This is a genomic window from Mucilaginibacter sp. P1_D10 (genome assembly GCF_056406215.1).
In genome coordinates, this window is the sequence record NZ_JBFUAP010000019.1 from 60,206 (window position 1) to 79,464 (window position 19,259).

The 19,259-nt window shown below is 49.2% G+C and carries 14 protein-coding genes; 4 read left to right on the forward strand and 10 right to left on the reverse strand.

The window, feature by feature from the left end; translation table 11 throughout:
- Positions 1–139: 139 nt before the first annotated feature.
- From AC1DYT_RS23140 to AC1DYT_RS23160, 5 genes are all read right to left on the reverse strand, one after another.
- Entirely contained in the window at positions 140–1,915 is a 1,776-nt protein-coding gene (locus tag AC1DYT_RS23140) for a hypothetical protein (protein ID WP_477471875.1), read from the reverse strand.
- Entirely contained in the window at positions 1,912–4,026 is a 2,115-nt protein-coding gene (locus AC1DYT_RS23145; RefSeq protein WP_477471876.1) for a hypothetical protein, read from the reverse strand. Before AC1DYT_RS23145 ends, AC1DYT_RS23140 begins: the two co-directional genes overlap by 4 nt.
- Entirely contained in the window at positions 4,019–5,494 is a 1,476-nt protein-coding gene (locus tag AC1DYT_RS23150; RefSeq protein ID WP_477471877.1) for a BatA domain-containing protein, read from the reverse strand. The genes AC1DYT_RS23145 and AC1DYT_RS23150 overlap by 8 nt, the downstream gene beginning before the upstream one ends.
- Positions 5,495–5,879: 385 nt before the next feature.
- A complete protein-coding gene (locus AC1DYT_RS23155) occupies positions 5,880–6,758 on the reverse strand; it encodes a DUF58 domain-containing protein (RefSeq protein WP_477471878.1) in 879 nt (292 codons plus the stop codon).
- A 162-nt stretch (positions 6,759–6,920) separates the two neighbouring features.
- The gene (locus AC1DYT_RS23160) at positions 6,921–7,952 is read right to left on the reverse strand and encodes an AAA family ATPase (RefSeq protein WP_477471879.1); all 1,032 of its coding nucleotides are present in this window, start codon (positions 7,950–7,952) and stop codon (positions 6,921–6,923) included.
- A gap of 343 nt (positions 7,953–8,295) precedes the next feature.
- On the opposite strand from AC1DYT_RS23160, the gene AC1DYT_RS23165 reads away from it, so the two are divergent.
- The 4 genes from AC1DYT_RS23165 to AC1DYT_RS23180 all read left to right on the forward strand — a co-directional run bounded on the left by AC1DYT_RS23165 (position 8,296) and on the right by AC1DYT_RS23180 (position 12,630).
- Positions 8,296–8,922 carry a DUF4159 domain-containing protein gene (locus AC1DYT_RS23165; protein WP_477471880.1) on the forward strand — a complete coding sequence of 209 codons (627 nt, stop codon included), beginning with the start codon at positions 8,296–8,298 and terminating at the stop codon, positions 8,920–8,922.
- Between the two features lie 38 nt (positions 8,923–8,960).
- Complete coding sequence (locus tag AC1DYT_RS23170; RefSeq protein ID WP_477471881.1) at positions 8,961–9,587, forward strand: RDD family protein; 627 nt, start codon at positions 8,961–8,963, stop codon at positions 9,585–9,587.
- A 67-nt stretch (positions 9,588–9,654) separates the two neighbouring features.
- Positions 9,655–11,289 carry a TldD/PmbA family protein gene (locus tag AC1DYT_RS23175; RefSeq protein ID WP_477457208.1) on the forward strand — a complete coding sequence of 545 codons (1,635 nt, stop codon included), beginning with the start codon at positions 9,655–9,657 and terminating at the stop codon, positions 11,287–11,289.
- A gap of 3 nt (positions 11,290–11,292) precedes the next feature.
- Positions 11,293–12,630 (forward strand): TldD/PmbA family protein, encoded by a 1,338-nt coding sequence (locus AC1DYT_RS23180; protein WP_477471882.1) that lies wholly within the window; start codon positions 11,293–11,295, stop codon positions 12,628–12,630.
- 294 nt (positions 12,631–12,924) lie between these two features.
- On the opposite strand, the gene AC1DYT_RS23185 is transcribed toward AC1DYT_RS23180, so the two are convergent.
- The 5 genes from AC1DYT_RS23185 to AC1DYT_RS23205 all read right to left on the reverse strand — a co-directional run bounded on the left by AC1DYT_RS23185 (position 12,925) and on the right by AC1DYT_RS23205 (position 19,232).
- Positions 12,925–15,594 carry a TonB-dependent receptor gene (locus AC1DYT_RS23185; RefSeq protein WP_477471883.1) on the reverse strand — a complete coding sequence of 890 codons (2,670 nt, stop codon included), beginning with the start codon at positions 15,592–15,594 and terminating at the stop codon, positions 12,925–12,927.
- Positions 15,591–16,547 (reverse strand): GLPGLI family protein, encoded by a 957-nt coding sequence (locus AC1DYT_RS23190; protein WP_477471884.1) that lies wholly within the window; start codon positions 16,545–16,547, stop codon positions 15,591–15,593. Before AC1DYT_RS23190 ends, AC1DYT_RS23185 begins: the two co-directional genes overlap by 4 nt.
- A 366-nt stretch (positions 16,548–16,913) precedes the next feature.
- On the reverse strand, positions 16,914–17,576 hold the full coding sequence (locus AC1DYT_RS23195; RefSeq protein ID WP_477471885.1) for an RDD family protein: 663 nt from the start codon (positions 17,574–17,576) through the stop codon (positions 16,914–16,916).
- 52 nt (positions 17,577–17,628) lie between these two features.
- Positions 17,629–18,597, reverse strand: a complete 969-nt coding sequence (locus tag AC1DYT_RS23200) for a LiaI-LiaF-like domain-containing protein (RefSeq protein WP_477471886.1) — start codon at positions 18,595–18,597, stop codon at positions 17,629–17,631.
- Between the two features lie 2 nt (positions 18,598–18,599).
- Positions 18,600–19,232 carry a PspC domain-containing protein gene (locus tag AC1DYT_RS23205; protein WP_477471887.1) on the reverse strand — a complete coding sequence of 211 codons (633 nt, stop codon included), beginning with the start codon at positions 19,230–19,232 and terminating at the stop codon, positions 18,600–18,602.
- Positions 19,233–19,259: the final 27 nt, after the last annotated feature.

Genomic DNA, 19,259 nt, shown 5'->3' on the forward strand with positions numbered 1-19,259 from the left:
AAGCGTCCCCGCTTGACTGAAACACATTTTGGAGCGTCCTCGCTCCCGTCGCAGTTAAAAAGTAAGCGTGGACGCTTACAAAGATTATTATTCAAGCGTGGACGCTTGAACAGGCGCAATTTTTATTGCGCCATATTTTTCACGACAACTTCCTCTCTACCCACAGAAAAACGAAAGCTGCCAGCAGCAGGATATAAAAGTAAATTTTCGGCACCTCAATCCGAAGTTTTTGATGTATCTGTTTCGTTACAATACTGCCCGATTGATGGCTTGCGGCATATTGCTGTGTAGCGGCGACATTCGCAGCCGCTTGTACGCCTTTCCATTCGGTTTGCGGCCAGGCATAGAACCAATCGGTGGCATTACCCTCGCGGACGGATTGCCAACCGGCCTCCGTTGGCCAATAAGGTGCCGACCACTCAAAAGACATCTCCGGGTTCTGCTCAGGCGGCACTGCCTCGCCGTTGATGCTGATTGCCGAACTTGCACTTTTCGCAATGCGTAGCTGCACAGGCTGGTCCGCAAAGGGCATGGCATCCGGCTCGATAGGCGTCGTTGCCATTGTGTCGCTGCGGGCGGCCTTACTGATCAGGGCACTCCATACCGCAGCGTAATCCTGCTGATTACCGCCCAATGCCCAACTATACGTATTACCCAAACTGGTAAAGACCAATCTCCCCTGCCCTGCAATGCTGCTGCTTGCCAATACGCGGCCTTGTGCGCCCGTAATCAGCGGCTGCGCACCTTCGTGGTAGCGGATGCCTGTTGTGCCATTACCTATTTTATCTGATGCGCTCTTTTTGCCATTGATGACAAGGGCAGATAAAACCTCTTTGCCGGGAACATTATCCGTTGGGAAATCCTTTTGCAGCCAGGAGGTTTTGCCCGTACTATCCGCCCTAATGATGATGCCCAGGCCATTATCTTCTACTTCATGTTTTAGAGACGCTGCATCCGCCCCGCCAAGGGTATTCAGGGTGGATAGGTCGCCTATTACCACATCGAATTGCGCGAGGATTGAGGCCGTGAGCCTATCAAGGGGAAGTTGTTTAATATTGATGTATTCGCTGTTGAATTTTTCCTTGCTGATGGCCGAACGCGCGGCAATAGCATATCCCTGCCCGCTGAGCCAGCTCTTTAAAAATTTGGTTTCAAAACCGGGCGAAGCCGAAAGTATCAGCACCCGCAGCGGCTTCACCGGCTCTGCTATAAACGGCAGGCTGCCTTGCAAAACGGTATCGCCGCCGCTTACCGATAGCAGTTGATAAATTTGTTTGCCGTTTGATTTCGGCGTGGCATTCAACTCAAAGTTCCATTGCCCGTTTGGTTGGATGGTGGCTGTATCTAAAACTGTGTTCAATCCTTTCAGCAACAGCATTACTTTTTGTGCCAATGGATTATGGTAAGTGCCCTGTACCTGCAAGGCTTTGCCTGCCTTTAGCTTTTGGGGCCAACTGATATGGCTTACGCCCACTGGCGGTGCTTGTGGGTGAAAAATCACGGGCAGGCTATCCAGTTCATCCAACCGGGTTTTAATCAGGCCATGGCCGTAAATATGCAGTGGATTGCCTTTCAGGGTATCGGCCAGCGCATCCAAACTATTCATGAACATAGCGCGGGTATAGGCCTTTTTGATGGCCTCATCGGCAGTAAATAACCGCGCGTTTGCAGGTATGCTATCTGCAGCAAATCCTGTTGTGATGAGAGCAAACTCCTCCCTGTGGTCTTGCCTTGCTTCTTTTTGGTAGCTTACCGGCAATGCCAAACAAGCCAAAGCAGTTACGGCAATGATGATCGCCAAAGCCCTTAATGCCAAACGTTTTTGATTAAGCCTTCGGATTTCCTGCCATACCGCGAAGGCCGCCAGCAACACGCATAGCCCGATAACCATATAACTCCAATTGGCTTGCATCATGGCCTGGCGTTTTTAAGGTTTTTGTAATAGCTGCGCGATAACCCGCCATCCGCAGGTTGGCCCTTTGCGAACGGTTGCACCTTAGGCACCGATATCGTTGTTTGGATTGCCCGTTGTACTATACCAATATCCACTACATTTATTTTTTGCGCCGATAATATCCTACGCATGGCGCCCAGGGCGGCCAGGTAAGTACCCGGCTGCGCCGATGCGCGCAAGCTTAGTTGCTGGTTGGCCACCTGCAATACGCGGGCATCTGCAGTAGTTAATATGGGTTTGGCCTTCAGTTGTTCCAATACTTCTACGGCTTTTCGGAGGGCCTCGAAGCGGTCGGCCGCAGGTTTTATTTCTTGCTTATCTACGGGTTGGATAATCTTATCCAGTTCGCCGCTGAGGCGTTTATCCAGTTTTATAGGTGTTGGGTTGTAGGCCGTTTTCGCCACGAAGGAGCGCGATTTTTGCTGCAAATCCTTCAGTAAACGCAAAGCTTTGTAAGCAAATGGCAATGCGGCTTGCGGTTTGTATAGTCGCAGTTGCAGTTCGGCCTTCCACATTTCGGTAAGGGTGGCTTTCAGTTGCGCCTTGATGGCCGGCTCGAAGAACTGGGCATCCTCGGCCTTGTCGTGGTCGTCGGTATATTCCTTTAATATTTTTGCCGCGTTGCTGAAATCTGCGGGGTCGGCCACACCATCGCTGCTTTTCGGGCCTTCCTGGGTTTCATCTTCCTCGCCCAGGAATTTGCCGTAGCGCAGGCGCAGCAGTTTCTGGTCGATACCGAGCTCATTACTGCGGGCGTTGAATTTTTCCACCGAGATGCTGTCCTTATCTTTCAACAATTGCTCCGCATCGATGATGATTTGCCTTTCGCTACGGAAGAACTCGGGTTTGAGGTTAGCGCCGCTGAGTATGCCATCCATGCTGAGCAGTTCGGCAGTATCCTGTATGGCAACGGTGAATACATCAGTACGGCTTTGCTGTTGATGGGTATCTTTTGCCTGAACATAAAAATACAGCTCGTCGCCGGGTTCCATGTTCAGGGCGGGCAGGTCTACCAGTTTCTGCGCGTCGTACTGTGGATTCCCGGAAAACGCGGTATTGAAGTTCAGTTTATACTCCTTGAATTTAACGCCTTCGCCCCGACCTTTGGCAACGGTTGCGATAATCTGCGCATTGGCAATGCCGTAATCATCCGTTAAGGCGGCATCAATATTGATACGCTGGGCTTCGCCCGCATCGATATAAGTATAGGGTTTGGGCGTTTTGATTTGTATCACCGGCGGCGCATCTTTAATCACCTGCACCTGGTAAAGTTCAGACAATTTGCCATCTATACTTACCTGGTAATATCCCGGTCCGCTGATGGTTTTCGCGGCCCGCCAGGCTCTGCCCTCGCCGGTATCATTCAGGCTGATACGCTCCTTATCATTAAACAGCAGGTACGCAGTCTTTACCGCGATGTTGGTGTTGATATGCCAGTTTACATTGGCACCAACCTCCACGGAGAGATTGAACCTATCCTGGCTGCGCTGTGCCTTGCGAGTGTAAGCGGGTGGTGTAATGATAATATCGATGCCCTCAATCTGCGGAAGGGGATTTTCCATCGGGAACTTTTGCTCTGCAATGCCTAGCCCCCTGGTTCGACTATTGCCGCTATTCGCGGGGTGGTACAGCATTGCTATTGCCACAAAAAACAATGCCGATAAGCCCATCAGCAATAATGAGCGCAAAAACCGCTTGGCGAACAGTTTATGGCCTACCTGTAAGTTGGCCAATGCTTCCGCAGCGTTTGCCCGGGCCAGCGGCTGCAACACATTCAATTCCTCCGCAGGCAGCAATAGCAAGCTGGTGCTCTCCTGTAATTCCGGATATTCTCTGTCCAGGAAGCTCACGATTTTCTGGTTGCCGATGCGCCATGGGTGGTGTAAAACCAGCGCCAGGATAAACGTGCTCCAAAACACCGGGAATGCCCACCAAACCAGCCATCCCAACAGCAAAAACAAACCCGCAGCCAACAGGGCCATGGCTGTCGACAAAGCCGCATCGGCCAGTATCTGGTACACAACCCAGCGGCGGCGCAGTGCGTCAATTTTATATATTGCGTGCTCAGCCATTGGTAGTAGATTTTGTTTTGTGAGATAACCAACGCTCCGCAGTGAAAACTAATATCATCAACAGCCAAAAATACGGCGATATGTCTTTTGGATTAGTGGCAGTTATCGACGATGGCGTATAACTATTGACCATGTAATACGGCATTAATTGCTGATGGCTTAGCACGCGCCTGTCGTATTCAGCGGGCACGGTATAGTGCTTGCTGTTCAGTAATTGCAGTATCTGTTTGGGGAATGCGTCGTTCCACGCCAGGTCGTTCCAGACGGGGTTAAGGTGGGAGTAACAGTGATAAGAGGTTGTGCTGCCCTTTTGTTCCTTGCTTAGTATCGCGCCGCCGAAGCCATCGTTCCATACTATATCACCTACAGCAGTAGCCGAAATGCGTTTAGTCAGCGGGATATCGCCGGGGCTTATTAATGTATGCACATCTAGCATTTTACCGCCTTCGTACTTAAAAATATTTGTATTGCTGGCTGATAAACGATTATCCACCGACTTATCGCTCAGCCAAAAAAGCCAGGTTCGCCCTGCGGGAATCTGGTTTGGCGATGCGTATTGTTTCACGACGGCCTTGTGCCCCATGAAGCCTGTGGCGGTCTGCAGTGCAGCGTGCAGGTAATGCGCATCCAAAGCATATTTATCCGTGTAGATGGCGATGTTGATGGTGGCGGTATCTACAGCAACGGGCTGCTGCTTTGCCCCTTTCAGGCTGACTAAGGGCCGACCATTTTGTATAGTTAATTGTAAATCGCCCGCGCCCCCTGCTTTTACGGGCTTGGTATCGAACTGTGTACCCTGTGGGTTACTGCTACCTACCACCGCCCTCACCTCGCTCGAATTATTGAGCCATGCCCCCGCAATCCAGAGGCTTGTGGAATCTGCCGGCGTATAAGTCGCCCACTGAATGGCTGATTTGATTATCGGTTTACTGCCTGCAAAATGGCTTAAGCCATTTGGTGTGTAGAGGTATGCCTGCGGTATGCTCGGCGCTTTTTCATCCAATTGCTTTATCAGGCTCCAGTAATTGGCCTGTGTGACGGTATCCTTTAGCGTGGTATCTACCAATTCAAGTTTCAAGTCGGCCGCGGCAAAACCCTTGTTGAAATAATGGAACTCAAAGCCTGCCTTCAGCAAAGAATCTACCTGTGGCCTGAATTTTTGATAGCTTTCCTTTAAATTTTCTTTGGGGATAAGCACCCATCCTTTAGCCTTCTTATCCGGCGAGAACCAGGCCCACAGCGGCCCTGCCAAAAAGAAGGCCAGCAAGCCCAACAGCAGGCAGCGCAGTATCAGCAGTAGGATATCCAACAATTTAAAGCTACGGCTGGTAGTTTTTGAGGCTTCGGTAATGAGCGATATGCTGCCCACCTTCAATGTTTTGCCCGGACGGATGTTCCATAGGTGTATCAGTACCGGGATGCCAAGGGCAGCCAGCGCGATAAACCATATGGGGGATAGGAAACTCATCTTTGGAGAGTGGTGAGTACCTGAAACCTTGAATATCCGAAATCAAATAAAAGCGCGGGGCATGTGCGATTCCTTCCCTGGGGAAGGAGGAGGTAGGGGTTTATTAGACTTTGCAATCTCAGCTTTGTGGCTAAACCCCTCCCTGCTTTTGCGCTCAACCATCCGCACCCCTCCCCAGGGAGGGAAGTAAATAACTGCCCAAAACCTTCGTTTCCGAACCCTGAGTATGCATGCGGGTTAGTGGCTAAACCCCTCCCTGCCTTTGCGCTCAGCCAGCCGCACCCCTCCCCAAGGAGGGATGTAAAAAACTGCCCAAAATAGCGATGGAGTTCAAACCCATCGCTAGGGATAAAATTATTATAAGATACTAAATGTAGTTTCCCCATCATAACGCCCCCTTCTTCCTTTGCACCAAAAAATCCCGCAGGGCTTCGTCCAATGGTTGCGCCGTGCTCAGCATCCGGTACGAAATACGTTTGCCTAATAGCGTTGAGCGGATTGCTGCTAAATGTTGCTGCAATTTTTCGGTATAGGCATCTTTTGCACGTTGCGTGTTTACTTGTATGGTTTCGCCTGTTTCCAGGTCTTCCAGTGTAGAATATCCTTTAAAATCGAAGTTCAGCTCATTCTGCCCCATCAGGTGGAAAACGATTATTTCATGCTTCAGGGCCGACAGCGAACTTAGCAGGGCGTCAATCTCCGCCTCGGCCTGGTACATATCGGTTATAAAAACCAGTAGTTCCTTGCGGCCATTGCCTGCAAACAACTCCTTATAATGTATGGGTTTGGTGAATGTGCCCGACGGCTCAACACCTTGCAAATGGTAGAATAAACGCTGCAGATGCTGCGGATCGGGTTTGGAGGGGAGCGAAAACAGTTCGCCATCCTTAAACACATTTAGCGCTACGCTGTCGCCCTGCAGGTTGGCCAGGTATGCCAGCGAGGCCGTCAAGGCTTTGGCATAATCTATTTTCTTTATTCCATCGTCATCATGGTTCATGGATGCACTGGCATCCACCAAAAACCTTATGGAAATGCTGGTCTCAATCTCCGATTCGCGGATATAGTATCGGTCGCTGCGGGCAAACATGCGCCAATCGAGCCAGCGCAGGTCATCGCCGGGCTGGTAGCTGCGGTACTGACTAAATTCCAGTCCCGGCCCTTTTACCGTGCTTTTGTTGAACCCATTCATAAAGCCATCGATAACCGTTTTCGCCAGTAATGGCAAATCCTTGATGGTCATTAATACTTTGGGATCGAGCATGAACCGGGATTAAACAGATTAAGGGATTTATTTGTCTGAACCTTGATTTACTTGATTAAAGGATTGAAAGATTTCTTTTGCTGAACCTTGACTTTTAGGATTAGAGATTCCCTTGATTTCCTTCAAATTTCTTTAAAAATCTGTGGAAATCCGAACGATCTGTTAAATCCCGGTTTCTTTTCTTTTTATCACTTTCAACAACTCCTCCGTTACCCTATCAGAATTTATCCCTTCGGCTTCGGCTTTAAAGTTCATCAATATGCGGTGCCTTAAAACGGCCGGGGCCATGGCGTGGATGTCTTCCATCAATACGGTGTACCGGCCTTTTAATAAGGCGCGGGCTTTGGCGGTCAGGATTAGCGCCTGCCCTGCGCGCGGACCGGCACCCCAGCGCACCCATTCTTTTACGTAGGCAACTTCGGTAGTATCGGGCCGGGTAGCGCGGATGATATGGCTAACGTACCTTGTCAAATCCTCATTAATAGTTACCTGGCGCACCAGTTCCTGCGCCTGGGTTATTTCTTCGGCGGTGATAACGGCTTTTACGTCGGCCTTTTTTGTGCCGGTGGTGCGGTTCAGTATCGCAAATTCTTCCTGCTCGGTTGGGTAGCCTATTTTTATCAGCAGCAAAAAACGATCAAGCTGCGCCTCGGGTAGCGGGTAAGTGCCGGCTTGCTCAATGGGATTTTGCGTAGCGAGGATAAAGAAAGGCTTATCCAGCGGGTAGGTTTGGCCGCCGTAGGTTACTTCAAATTCCTGCATGGCCTCCAGCAAGGCCGACTGCGTCTTAGGCGGCGTCCTGTTTATCTCATCGGCCAATATAATATTGGCAAATAACGGCCCCTTGTTGAATTTGAAGAAACGCTTGCCCGTGGCATGGTCCTCCTCCAATATCTCGGTACCGATAATATCCGTAGGCATCAAATCGGGTGTAAACTGTATGCGCCTGAATGAGAGGTGCAGCGCCTGCGACATGGTTTTTACGATGAGCGTTTTCGCCAGTCCGGGCACACCTTCCAGCAGGCAATGCCCGCCGGCCAAAAAGGCCACCAGCAGTTCGTCCAATATATGGTCCTGCCCTACTATTACCTTTTGTATCTCGGTTTTCAGCTGCGGTAATTTGGCCAGCAGGGCTTTGATGTTAGTCTCGGTAAGTTCCAATGTTGTCAGTGTTTGTATTATTGTTTTGCCCATAGCGATGGGTTTGAAACTCATCGCTATGGAGTGCGTCGTTATTTGACTCACCCCGACGGCCCGCATGCGCGGGCGTCGACCCTCTCTGCTTCGCAAAGAGGGTTAAAAATGAAGCTCACCCTCTTTTCCGCAGGAAGAGAGGGTCGGGCAGCGAAGCGAACCCGGGGTGAGTCAACGGGTAGGCGGCATTCCCCACCAACACCCCCACAAGATATTACCCTTTTAACTAAATACCCAGTTTTTTTACCAAAAACCCAACAAAGTATCTAAAACTTTACAACCTTGTTAGCTTTTGATATGGGGCGGGCAATAATTTTATCCTAATTTTAGGGTTTTGTAATTGATGGCACAGGGCGCAAAGTTTACTTTTACCAGGTTAAGTTACCACAGCGGCGATTGGGATACCGACCAGCGCATGCCCTCAAACCTGCTCAACTCGCTGGTAGAATACACCACCATCTCCATCGATCCGCACGAGAAAGTTATCCCGCTCAGCAGCGACGATATCTTCAATTACCCCTTCTGCTACCTAAGCGGCCACAAGCTGGTACAGTTCGACACGAAAGAAAAGGCCAATTTCAAAAAATACGTGCAGAACGGGGGTTTCGTATTCGTAGATGATTGCAATCATGATATCGACGGGCTGTTCGCTAAATCCTTCGAGGCGCAGATGGCGGCACTGTTCGGTCCGGCAGCCTTAAAAAAAATACCCAATAACCATAAGCTTTATCACTCCTTTTTCAGTTTTGATAAAGGACCGCCTACCACCTCTTTCGAACTGAATGGCTGGGGCGACGACCTGGTGCATGACTACCTTAAGGCTATAGAACTAGATGGCCGCATAGCCGTATTGTACAGCAGCAAAGATTATGGTTGCGAATGGGATTACGATTTCCGCAATAAGCGCTTCCTGGCCGAGGATAACACCAAATTCGGGGTGAATATTATTGTTTACGCCATGAATTCATGATGCGGTTTACCTATGTTTGCTCTGGTTAACACTAAACAATGAACGATACTTACTACATACAAGATGCTGGCCAGCAAACAGGCCCCTACACGCTTAAAGAATTATTAGAGCTCGATCTTGATGTGGACACCATGGTTTTAACCCCCGGTAATGAAGAATGGCAGGAAGCATCGTACGTGCCGGAGTTATTTGAGTATTTTGAGGCTAGAGGTATATATTTCCCTACAGAAGGTAACCTGGCCAACTTTTGGATAAGACTGCTGGCTTTTTTCATCGATTACGTCATCTTCAGTTTTATCATATCCCTTCTCATCCCCGGATACATAGCGCAAATTGCGGCAACCGTTAAAACCAACGACCTTACGCATTACAACGCCAAAATGCAGGAATTTGCATTATTATTCCTTACAGCGTTTGCGTTTTACAAAACATTACTAGAATCAACCCCACTGCGTGGCAGTATTGGCAAACGGCTTTGCAAATTGGCCGTAGTTGATGCCGATGGGCAACGCCTTGGTGTTGGCCGTGCCATTGTTCGCAACTTTACGCAAATATTATGGTTCTTTGTGCTATGCATTGGCTATCTGCCTATCCTTTGGACAGAACGCAGACAGGGCTGGCACGATATGCTGGCTAAAACCTACGTTATCCGCCGCGACGTTTAACAAAATACACCATGAGCTGATAAATCTCAGTTCGGTTTGCCTATATTAGGCTTTTAATCGTATCACCTTGAAAAGAAAAGATTTCCTTTACCTAACCGGCATGGGCATCAGCGCAACCATGCTCAGCAGGATGACCGCCATGGGCAGCCCCGTGGTACCAGGCACCGTTTTGCGCGATGTTGATGTAGCCCTTAAAAAACGCATGGCGGATGTTGCCCTCAACGCAGCCCGATCCAAAGGCGCCACTTACACCGATGCGCGCATAGGCCGCTACCTTAACCAATTTGTGGTTACCCGCGATAAAAACATCGAGAATATTGTGGATACCGAAAGCTACGGCATGGGCATCCGCGTTATTGCCAATGGCTGCTGGGGCTTTGCCGCTACCGATAAACTGGATAATGACAGCATTGCCCGCGCTGCCGAAACAGCTGTGGCAATTGCTAAAGAAAATGCCCGCATACAAAGCGAGCCCGTGCGCCTGGCCCCGCAGAAAGGTTACGGCGAGGTAAGCTGGAAAACGCCTATCGAAAAGAATGCCTTCGAGGTGCCGATGAAGGACAAAACCGACCTGCTGCTATCTGTAAACGATGCTGCATTTAAAAACGGTGCCAGCTATGCGCAGTCGGTATTGTTTTTTGTGAACGAACAAAAGTACTTCGCCAGCACCGATGGTTCTTACATCGACCAGGATATCCACCGCATATGGCCGATCTTCGGTATGACAAAAGTTGACGAAAAGAGCGGCAAGTTTGAAACCCGCAGCAGTTTAAGCGCACCACGCGGCATGGGTTATGAATATCTGATACCACGCGAAAGCGATAAAATAAAAAGCCAGACCACCCTATACCGCGACCGTTACGACATGCTGGAAGATGCCGGTGCAGCGGCTTTGCAGGCTGCTCAAAAGCTCAAGGCAAAATCGGTTGAACCGGGTAAATACGATTTGGTGCTCGACCCAAGCCACCTGTGGCTCACCATCCACGAGTCGGTTGGCCACCCTTCGGAACTGGACCGTGTGTTGGGTTATGAGGCCAACTTTGCCGGGACCAGCTTCCTCACTTTGGATAAATGGGAATCTAAAAAATTCAAGTTCGGTAGCGAGCACGTAAACATCGTGGCCGATAAACTGCAGCCGGGTTCGCTTGGCGCGGTGGGTTATGATGATGAGGGCGTGGGCACCAAACAATGGGATATTATTAAGGACGGCATATTGGTGAACTACCAGGCCATCCGCGACCAGGCGCATATCATCGGCCTTACCGAATCGCAGGGCTGCTGCTACTCGCAAAGCTGGCAGGATGTACAGTTCCAGCGCATGCCGAATATATCCTTGCAGCCGGGCAAAACCCCATTGAATGTAGAGCAGATGATTAGCAAAGTAGAAAAAGGCATCTACATCATCGGCGATAGCTCCTTCTCTATCGATCAGCAGCGCTACAACTTCCAGTTTAGCGGGCAACTTTATTACGAGATAAAGAACGGCAAAATAGTAGGTATGCTGAACGATGTAGCCTACCAGGCCAACACGCAGGAGTTTTGGAACAGCTGCGCCGCCGTTTGCGATAAAAGCGATTACCGTTTGGGCGGCTCCTTCTTCGACGGAAAGGGCCAGCCGATGCAAAGCAGCGCGGTATCTCATGGTTCATCAACTGCCCTGTTCAAAGGGGTTAACGTAATTAACACAGCAAGAAAAATTTAAGATATGGCTATCCTAACTGAAGAAGAATGCAAAGCGATACTAAAAAAGGCGCTTAGCTACTCCAAAGCCGACGAATGCGAAATAAGCCTTAACGGGTCCGATTCTGCCAATATACGTTACGCGCGCAATTCGGTATCAACCAGCGGCGCGTTAAGCTCAAGCAGCATGGCCATTTCATCAGCCTTCGGCAAAAAACTGGGCATCGTAACCCTTAACGAATATACCGACGAAGCCATAGCCGCAGCCGTAAAACGCTCGGAAGAACTGGCGCAATTAGCCCCCGAAAACCCGGAGTACATGCCCTTTTTAGGTCCGCAAAAATATGACGCACCGGCAAAAACCTTCGTACCTGCAACTGCTGCCATTACCCCCGCGCAACGCACGGATATGGTAGCGCAAAGCCTCAACGTAGCCAAAGAGAATAAATTGACCGCCGCAGGCTTCCTGCAAAACAGCGCGGGCTTCTCGGCCATGATGAACTCGCACGGGTTGTTTGCTTATAATACCTCAACCGATATCAACTTCTCGGTTACCCTGCGCACGGCAGATAGCCAGGGCTCGGGTTACTCCACAAAAAATTATAACGATGTTGCCAAGTTGGATACTCTTGCATTCACAAAAATAGCGGCGCAAAAAGCAAGTGGCTCGGCAAGTGCGCGCGCCATAGAGCCGGGCAAATACACCGTGATTTTAGAGCCTGCCGCAGGCATTGTTTTGCTAGAGCAATTATACGGCAGCCTTGATGCCCGCAGTGCAGATGAGGGTCGTAGCTTTTTGAGCAAACCCGGCGGCAAAACCAAACTGGGCGAAAAACTGGTAGACGAGCGCATCAACATTTACACCGACCCATGGCACCCCGAACTGCCCAGCAGCAGCTGGAGCGGCGATGGCCAGCCGCAGGTAAAACGCAGCTGGATAGAAAAAGGCGTGGTGAAGAATTTTAACTATTCGCGCTTTTGGGCGCAGAAGAAAGGCGTTGCGCCAATCCCCGGTGGCGGCAATATTATTATGGATGGCGGCACACAAACATTAGAAGAATTGATAAAAGGCACCACCAAAGGTATTTTGGTCACCCGCCTGTGGTACATACGCCCGGTAGATCCGCAAACGCTGCTGTTCACCGGCCTCACCCGCGATGGTACTTTTTACATAGAGAACGGCCAGATAAAATTCCCGATAAAGAACCTGCGCTTTAACGAAAGCCCGGTTATTATGCTGAACAACCTGGACGCCCTTGGCAAACCAGAACGAACCGTAAGCGGCGAAAGTGGCCAAAGCGCTATGATTCCGCCTATAAGGATAAAAGAGTTTACGTTTACATCGTTATCGGATGCGGTGTAGAAAGAGTTTACAGTTGGCGGTTTGCAGTGGGCAGTTTTAAAATCTTCATTGCAATAAAAGACGAAAAATAACAACGCTCTAAAATCCGAGAGAGGCCGGTAAGCATTTTGCTTACCGGCCTCTCTTTTTACCACCGCGTCGTTGCGAGACACGATGCAATCCCCGATAAGCAGGTGGCTTTGCATGGGTGCTTGTCCTACCTAGAGATTGCTTCGTACCTCGCAATGACGCGGTGATGAGTTATGCTGATGATTTGCTTTACGCCTATCACAACCAATCTCCACTCACCACTCACTATAGATTAAACGTCACCTTCATCAGCAAAAACCTGCCCGGGATATTATAAGTGCTTTGGGTGAACGAATTTGCCGAGAGGTACAGTGCGCTGTAGGTTTTGGTATTGAATAAGTTCTGCGCGCTTAGCTCTACATCTGCCTTTGTTTTCTTGAATTTGTAGCGCAGGCTGGCATCGGCAAACATGTACTTCAAATCGTTAGCTTGCTGCTGGTGGGTGTAATAATGGTCGCCGCTGATGGCGAAGAACAGGTTATCAGATGGGTTGTAATTCACGGATGCCTGCTGTATCAGCCGCTCGAACTTGCTGGTTGATGCTACGGCGGATGATTTGCTGGTGGTTTGGTCGTACCCCGCCTTGTAGCTAAAGTTTACTTTGCTGCTCACTTTGGTGTCCGCACCAAAATTCAGGGTTTTGGATACGGTGTTGTAGGGCAGGATGATGTTATTGAGTATCTGGTTCAGTTTGGTGGTCTGTATGGCCAGCCCCGCGCTGAAGGTAGTGCGCAGGCTGAAGGCGTATTTGCTGATATTACCTGCCAGCGACCATGAATCGATATTGTTATCGTATGGCAGCACGATACGCTGTTGTATGTTGTTGGTGAGCACGCTGGATGCGATATTATTGGCATTTTGGTGCATATACGAGGCATTTATGCCGAAAAAGAACAGCTGTATGGCCCTGCGGAAATTAAAGCCCAGGTTTGCCGACTGCGTTTTGCGTTCGGTTAAGTCGGCGTTATTGGCATACAGGCTGCGGTAGTTTTTTAGGATATAGCCGTTATACACATCCTGTATGCTGCCGATATCATTACGAAAACTATACCCCGCCGAAAAGAAATTCTCTACCCCGCTTTGGTATTTCACATAAAAGCGCGGGTTAAAGTACAACCTGTCGAGGTTTTTATTCAAGCCGTAATAACCATCGTTGTAATGGATGTTGAGATAGTTTACCGGCAGGCTGATATTCACTTTCATAATGCTGCCGGGAATGTCATACCCTGCTTCGGCGTAGATTTTACGTCGCTGCCAATCTAAGTTGTTCAGTGCGCTATCGCCCACCAGGTTGCTGCTGTTGTTCAGCTGGGTTAAGCTTAAATCAGATTTCAGCGTTTGCGATTGCAGACTGAACCCGGCCCTGTAAGTTTGCGTTACGTTATTGCCCGGTATTTTGTAGCCCACGTAGTTATTGGTAAACCAGGTGGGGATATCCGCGGTTTGGGTGAGCTGTTTATAAGCCTGCCCGTTGTTGAAGATATCAGGGTTAAGGCCCGGGTCTATTACGCGGGTCTCCGGTTCGGTAGAGCGGTTAAGGTAGCTGTAGAGTTCGATGATGTCATTTTTTTTAAAGGTTTTCATGTAATTGAATTCGTTGGAAATATCCATCAAATTATCCTTGAAAACCTGGTTCACAGGCGTGCCGTTGGTGATCAATGCCGAGTAGCCGGTGCTTTTGCTGTAATCGGCCACGAAATTATCATACAGGTAAAATTTATCCTTATTGATGTTGAGGCTCAGCTGAGAGTGCATATAATCGGGCCGGTATTTGTTTTTCTGCACCTCGGCGTAGCGTATGGTGTCGGTAGGCAAATAAAACTCGCTGAACTTGGTATAGGTTTGTTTTTGCGTATCGTGCAGGTAGCTTAGGTTAGCCTTCAGTTGTACATCCTTTTTCAGGTTAACCAAATTATTAAGATTGATGATGCCCCCCTGGTTAAACAGGTAGCGGTTGCGCGGCAGGTCGGGGTCGCCGGCGGTACCCAGCGATAACACGGTTGCCGGCTTATCGTTATCCAGCCGCGATAAATAGCTCGAATTATTGTGTGCTACCAAATCGCCTGCTACATCAAAATTGGTATTGTTCGCCTTGATATAGTTGATGGCCTTATACTTATCTTTAAACATCATGGCGTTTATATCGGCGTAGTACTTATCGGGCAGGCCTGAGCCCAGGGTTTCCTGGCCCACCAATTGCAATTTGGCATCTTTCTTTATGGTGATGTTCATGGCTACATCTTCGCTCACCACCTTATCTTTCAGCATTTTGATTGGCTGATGGTTATCCAGCACCTGCACCTTATCTACCACGCCCTGGGGGATAGAACCGGTGGCGATGTTGTACTTATCATCCGTAAGGTTATCGCCGCCGATGTAAAAGTTGGATATAGCCTTGCCGTTGTAGCTGATGGTACCATCTTTGGCCACGGTAACGCCGGGCAGCTTTTTAATCACATCGCCAATTACCCTATCCTGCGGACTGGCAAAATCCGACACCTTATAATCCAGCGTATCGCCATGCGCACGCAAACGGGGACTGTTATCCTTTATGGTTACGGTTTTCAATTGGTTAGATGCCGCGCTCAATTTAAAGTTATAAGGCGATGTAAGCCCCTCAACTTTAGCCGAAGCCTTTTTAAAACCCACGCAGCTTACCGCCAGCTGCAGGTTGGCCTTGTCGGCATCAACCGGTATGGCAAGGGTGTACGCGCCCTTATCGTTGGTGGTGGCGTAGGCCAATATCAGGTTGCCGCTTTTGAGGTTTACCGTGGCAAAGGAAATTCCCTTGCCCAAACTATCGGTAACCGTGCCTTTTATGCTTTGGGCAAGGCATGCGGCGGCACATAGCGTACATAACATGCACACCAGCGCAAACTTACATAGCTTTATCATTTCTTTTCGGGCAGTTCTATGGGGTTATTGATCACATCCGGCGTGCCGCCGTTTACTACCACTGAGCGTATCTGCCTGTCGCCGCCACCAGCACCGGGCCCCTGGCCGCCCGGCCTCATTGCGGCATTGCCGCCACCCATAGCGGCCATAAAGGCTTGCGGGTCTTTACGCATCGCAGCCTGCAACCTGTCGAACTCTTTTTCGGTAGTATTAACGGCGTTGGCCGGCAGTGCAATCAAATTAGGGTCGGTATTATCATCGGGGCCGCCAAACCTTATTATGGTGCCACCTTGCCCTGGTGCTGGTTCGGCGGCAACTGCCGGTTTATCAGAAGCAACTACCTGCTCCATCCCATCGAATTTAAACACTACCTCTTTATTGGTATCGTAAGCCTCTACTATAAGGCCCGGCAGGCCGTTCAGTTTCCACGGCCCGGCGTGGAAGGGCAGGTCGGGGCAAAACCAGGCGGTATAATCGCGGCCTTTAAAGTGGCCCGTAGCCTTCTGGCAAAGCAAGGTGCCGAAGGTGGCGGTATCGGCGCTTATCTTCCAGCTGATGGCTGGCATGGGTTCTTCTATGAGGTAGGGCGTTATCAGGTTTTCCTTGCGAACCAGCTGCCCTTTAGCGGCAAACTGGTAGTACTCTACGCGGGTGGTTGGCCTGCTGCCGCTTACTTTGATATTTACGTTTCCGCTGCCTTTTTGCTCGGCCAGCTGCTGCTCAATCTGTTTCTTCATCATGGCATCCTGCAGTTTGCGGTCATAGCTTTTGTAGGCGCTGGAGCTTGGGCCCAAAAAAAGCACCATATTTTCGGTGTAGGGTTTGTCTTTCTGAGTGGTATCGCGCAGGTGCGAAAATTTATAATGAACGATGGCTTTGGCCATTTCGGGGCCCTGGGCCTTCACGTTGTGTACAACGATGCCGAACGTTAAAAGTAGGATTAAGCTTTTCATTTTACTGTGATATAATTATTAGAAATTAAGGTTGTTATCGTTTATGTAGCAAATATAACTAGCCGATTAGTTAATCTACGATAATTTCGTAGAGTTTAACAATTTTTAACGTTTGGGGAGGAGTTGGAAACAATTCATAGCACATCGTCATTGCGAGGCACGAAGACAACCGACCGAAGGGAGCTCATTGATACCTTAAAGGAAAATTAAAATATCAATAATCTCCCGATAAGCAGGGTGGACTTACAGAGCGGCTTGTCCAACTTAGAGATTGCTTCGTGCCTCGCAATGACGATGGGGATATTAAAGCAGAAAAGCGAGGATGTTTCCTCGCTTTTCTGCTTTACAATGTAATGTTACCGGCTTTTACCCTTCTAACCTATCCTTTAACACTACCGTATCGGCGAGCATATCGTGCAGGGCTTGTTGTTTTTTGCTGAAGAAGATGAAGAAGTAGCCAATGAAGAAAGTAAGTACCGAAACTAATTTGGCTGCGTTTCGGCCGAGGGCGCGGGCGGTATCTATGCGTTCGCCATACATATCGCATACGCGTATCTTGAGTAGTTGCTTGCCGTAGGTGCCTTGTTTGGGGCCGCTTTCCATTACTACGGCGTAAATGAGCCTGGCAGGTATGGCCAGCGCTACTATGGCACCGCCTATGCCCAGGCGTAGGTATTTGCTATCATCGCCGGGGAACAATATCAGCAGTAAAAACATCGCCGCGAAAGCCACTAGCACGAACACCGCAAACATCAGGAACCAATCTACCACCGAAGCCGTTGCCCGCTGATCAAAGCTGCCGAAGTACTGCATGGGTACAGGCTGCCTGCTAAAACCAAAAAGTTGCCGTAATTCGGCAACTTCATGGGCTTCTTTATAATCGTCCATCCCGGGGCTTTTTACGAAATCGCCGGGCTTTATCTTCCGGCTCTTTAGCTCTTCTATACTGAAGGGCCCCTCGGGTTTGCCGGCTATTACGAGCACGTATTTTGGGGTAGTTGTAGGGTTATTAAGGCCGGGAGCTTGCATATCTGTCAAAATTAAACATTTGTACCTATACCCTCCCGGCCCTTCATATAAATTAGTACCTCTTAACCTCGAAGCCCGAAAATGCGCCTTTAAGGGTAATGTATATTTTATTTTTCGCGGTAGCAAAACCCGGGGTTTCGTACCGATGATCGCCTTTGTTATCAAAGCCATCAAAATCATCAGATGATAAAAAAGAAGAGGTTGTTATCTGGCAGGCGGCTGTTTCAGGTATCTCCAGCGTAGCACCCGATGCTGCTGTAGAAATTTCGATATTGGTACGCTCCAATGGCTGCCCTAATTTTAAATCGAATGATGCAGCGCCGCCGTTTACCACTACACTTTTGATCTTGAATTTACTAAGGTCGAAATTAAGCTTACTGGCAAGGGCGTCTACCTGGATGTCCCATTCCGGAGCGGTGTTCAGCCTGATTACGGCAGAATTAGCCTTATCATTATCCCTCTTGAAATCTTTGCCATTGGGGTCCCTCATCTTTAGGTTGGCCGTAAAAACGCCGCTATCCAGGCTGTGGGTATAATCGTATTTGTTGTAGAACTCCTTGGTTACCGCGTTGAACAGTTCGCCGGTGGTATCTTTTATGGTGTACTCGGATGCGCCGCCGCTGATGTTTAAGTGGGCCGACTTGATTGTTGCAACGTAAGGCTCGCTATAGGTGGTAGCTCCCTCTACTTTTAACACGCCATGCGACCTTGAAGTGTCGTTGTCATCATCGTCGTCACTAAAGTTCCAGTTGCCGTGACTATGGTTCCAAAAGTAGCGGTGATTATTCGGCACGAAAGCCAGCAGGCAAAAACAAGCTACTACTACCGCTACCTTTGTTGCGGTGGCCCATGGGGCCGGGTTGTTGGATAGCAGCAGGTTTACGCCGCCCATTATCAAAAACACGGGCCATAAGGAGAATATGTTCTCCCACCTGAAGTTGATAACATGGAAGTTATGCAACATAATAAGGGCGCCTATCAAAACCAGGACAACGCCCGGCATAATCTTATTGCTTTTCATGGTTATATAGTTGTAGGGTTATCGGTTGATGGTTCGTCGGTTTTCTTGCTCAGGTCAAATGCTGAGGGTTTGGTTTTGTCCGCAATGTTATTATCGTCTACCGGCACCTCGGTAGCTGTTGTGGCGTTCCAATCATGCTTTTCCCAGGGTTGTTTCTTTTTGCCGGCAAATATTAATGCGGCACCTGCGCCTACGATAATGAGTGGCCAAAGCCTGTCGAAATCCCAGTCGGGTATAATGTTCAGCTCATTGGCTAAAAATATGGTACCCAATACGATAAGCACCGCGCCGAATATCATGCCTGCATTAGAGGATTTCTTTATCGGCGTTACAGGCGGGAAGCCAAAGGGTTGGTTAAACGGCTGACCGAAGGGCTGGCCAAAAGGTTGCGTTGGCGGCACCCGGTAATCTTTATCGTCTACCCCCGGCCTGAAGTTAGGGTTAATGAACGAGTTGTTTTTCGGCAATACCACCAATAAGATAATGTACATTAAAAGGCCTGCGCCATGTGTTATGAATAATACAATAAATACCAGGCGTACGATGGTAGGGTCGATGCCTAAGTAGTCTGCAATGCCCGAACAAACACCGCCTATCATCTTGCCGTATTCGTTCCTATGAAGTTTCTTTTCCATTTTGTTTAGTTTTTTAATTGCGTTTAA

What these genes read in the sequence shown, in the direction of transcription:
- AC1DYT_RS23140 (WP_477471875.1), bottom strand. Translation starts at nt 1,915, where the DNA reads ATGATGCAAGCCAATTGGAGTTATATGGTTATCGGGCTATGCGTGTTG.
- AC1DYT_RS23145 (WP_477471876.1), bottom strand. Translation starts at nt 4,026, where the DNA reads ATGGCTGAGCACGCAATATATAAAATTGACGCACTGCGCCGCCGCTGG.
- AC1DYT_RS23150 (WP_477471877.1), bottom strand. Translation starts at nt 5,494, where the DNA reads ATGAGTTTCCTATCCCCCATATGGTTTATCGCGCTGGCTGCCCTTGGC.
- AC1DYT_RS23155 (WP_477471878.1), bottom strand. Translation starts at nt 6,758, where the DNA reads ATGCTCGATCCCAAAGTATTAATGACCATCAAGGATTTGCCATTACTG.
- AC1DYT_RS23160 (WP_477471879.1), bottom strand. Translation starts at nt 7,952, where the DNA reads ATGGGCAAAACAATAATACAAACACTGACAACATTGGAACTTACCGAG.
- AC1DYT_RS23165 (WP_477471880.1), top strand. Translation starts at nt 8,296, where the DNA reads ATGGCACAGGGCGCAAAGTTTACTTTTACCAGGTTAAGTTACCACAGC.
- AC1DYT_RS23170 (WP_477471881.1), top strand. Translation starts at nt 8,961, where the DNA reads ATGAACGATACTTACTACATACAAGATGCTGGCCAGCAAACAGGCCCC.
- AC1DYT_RS23180 (WP_477471882.1), top strand. Translation starts at nt 11,293, where the DNA reads ATGGCTATCCTAACTGAAGAAGAATGCAAAGCGATACTAAAAAAGGCG.
- AC1DYT_RS23185 (WP_477471883.1), bottom strand. Translation starts at nt 15,594, where the DNA reads ATGATAAAGCTATGTAAGTTTGCGCTGGTGTGCATGTTATGTACGCTA.
- AC1DYT_RS23190 (WP_477471884.1), bottom strand. Translation starts at nt 16,547, where the DNA reads ATGAAAAGCTTAATCCTACTTTTAACGTTCGGCATCGTTGTACACAAC.
- AC1DYT_RS23195 (WP_477471885.1), bottom strand. Translation starts at nt 17,576, where the DNA reads ATGCAAGCTCCCGGCCTTAATAACCCTACAACTACCCCAAAATACGTG.
- AC1DYT_RS23200 (WP_477471886.1), bottom strand. Translation starts at nt 18,597, where the DNA reads ATGAAAAGCAATAAGATTATGCCGGGCGTTGTCCTGGTTTTGATAGGC.
- AC1DYT_RS23205 (WP_477471887.1), bottom strand. Translation starts at nt 19,232, where the DNA reads ATGGAAAAGAAACTTCATAGGAACGAATACGGCAAGATGATAGGCGGT.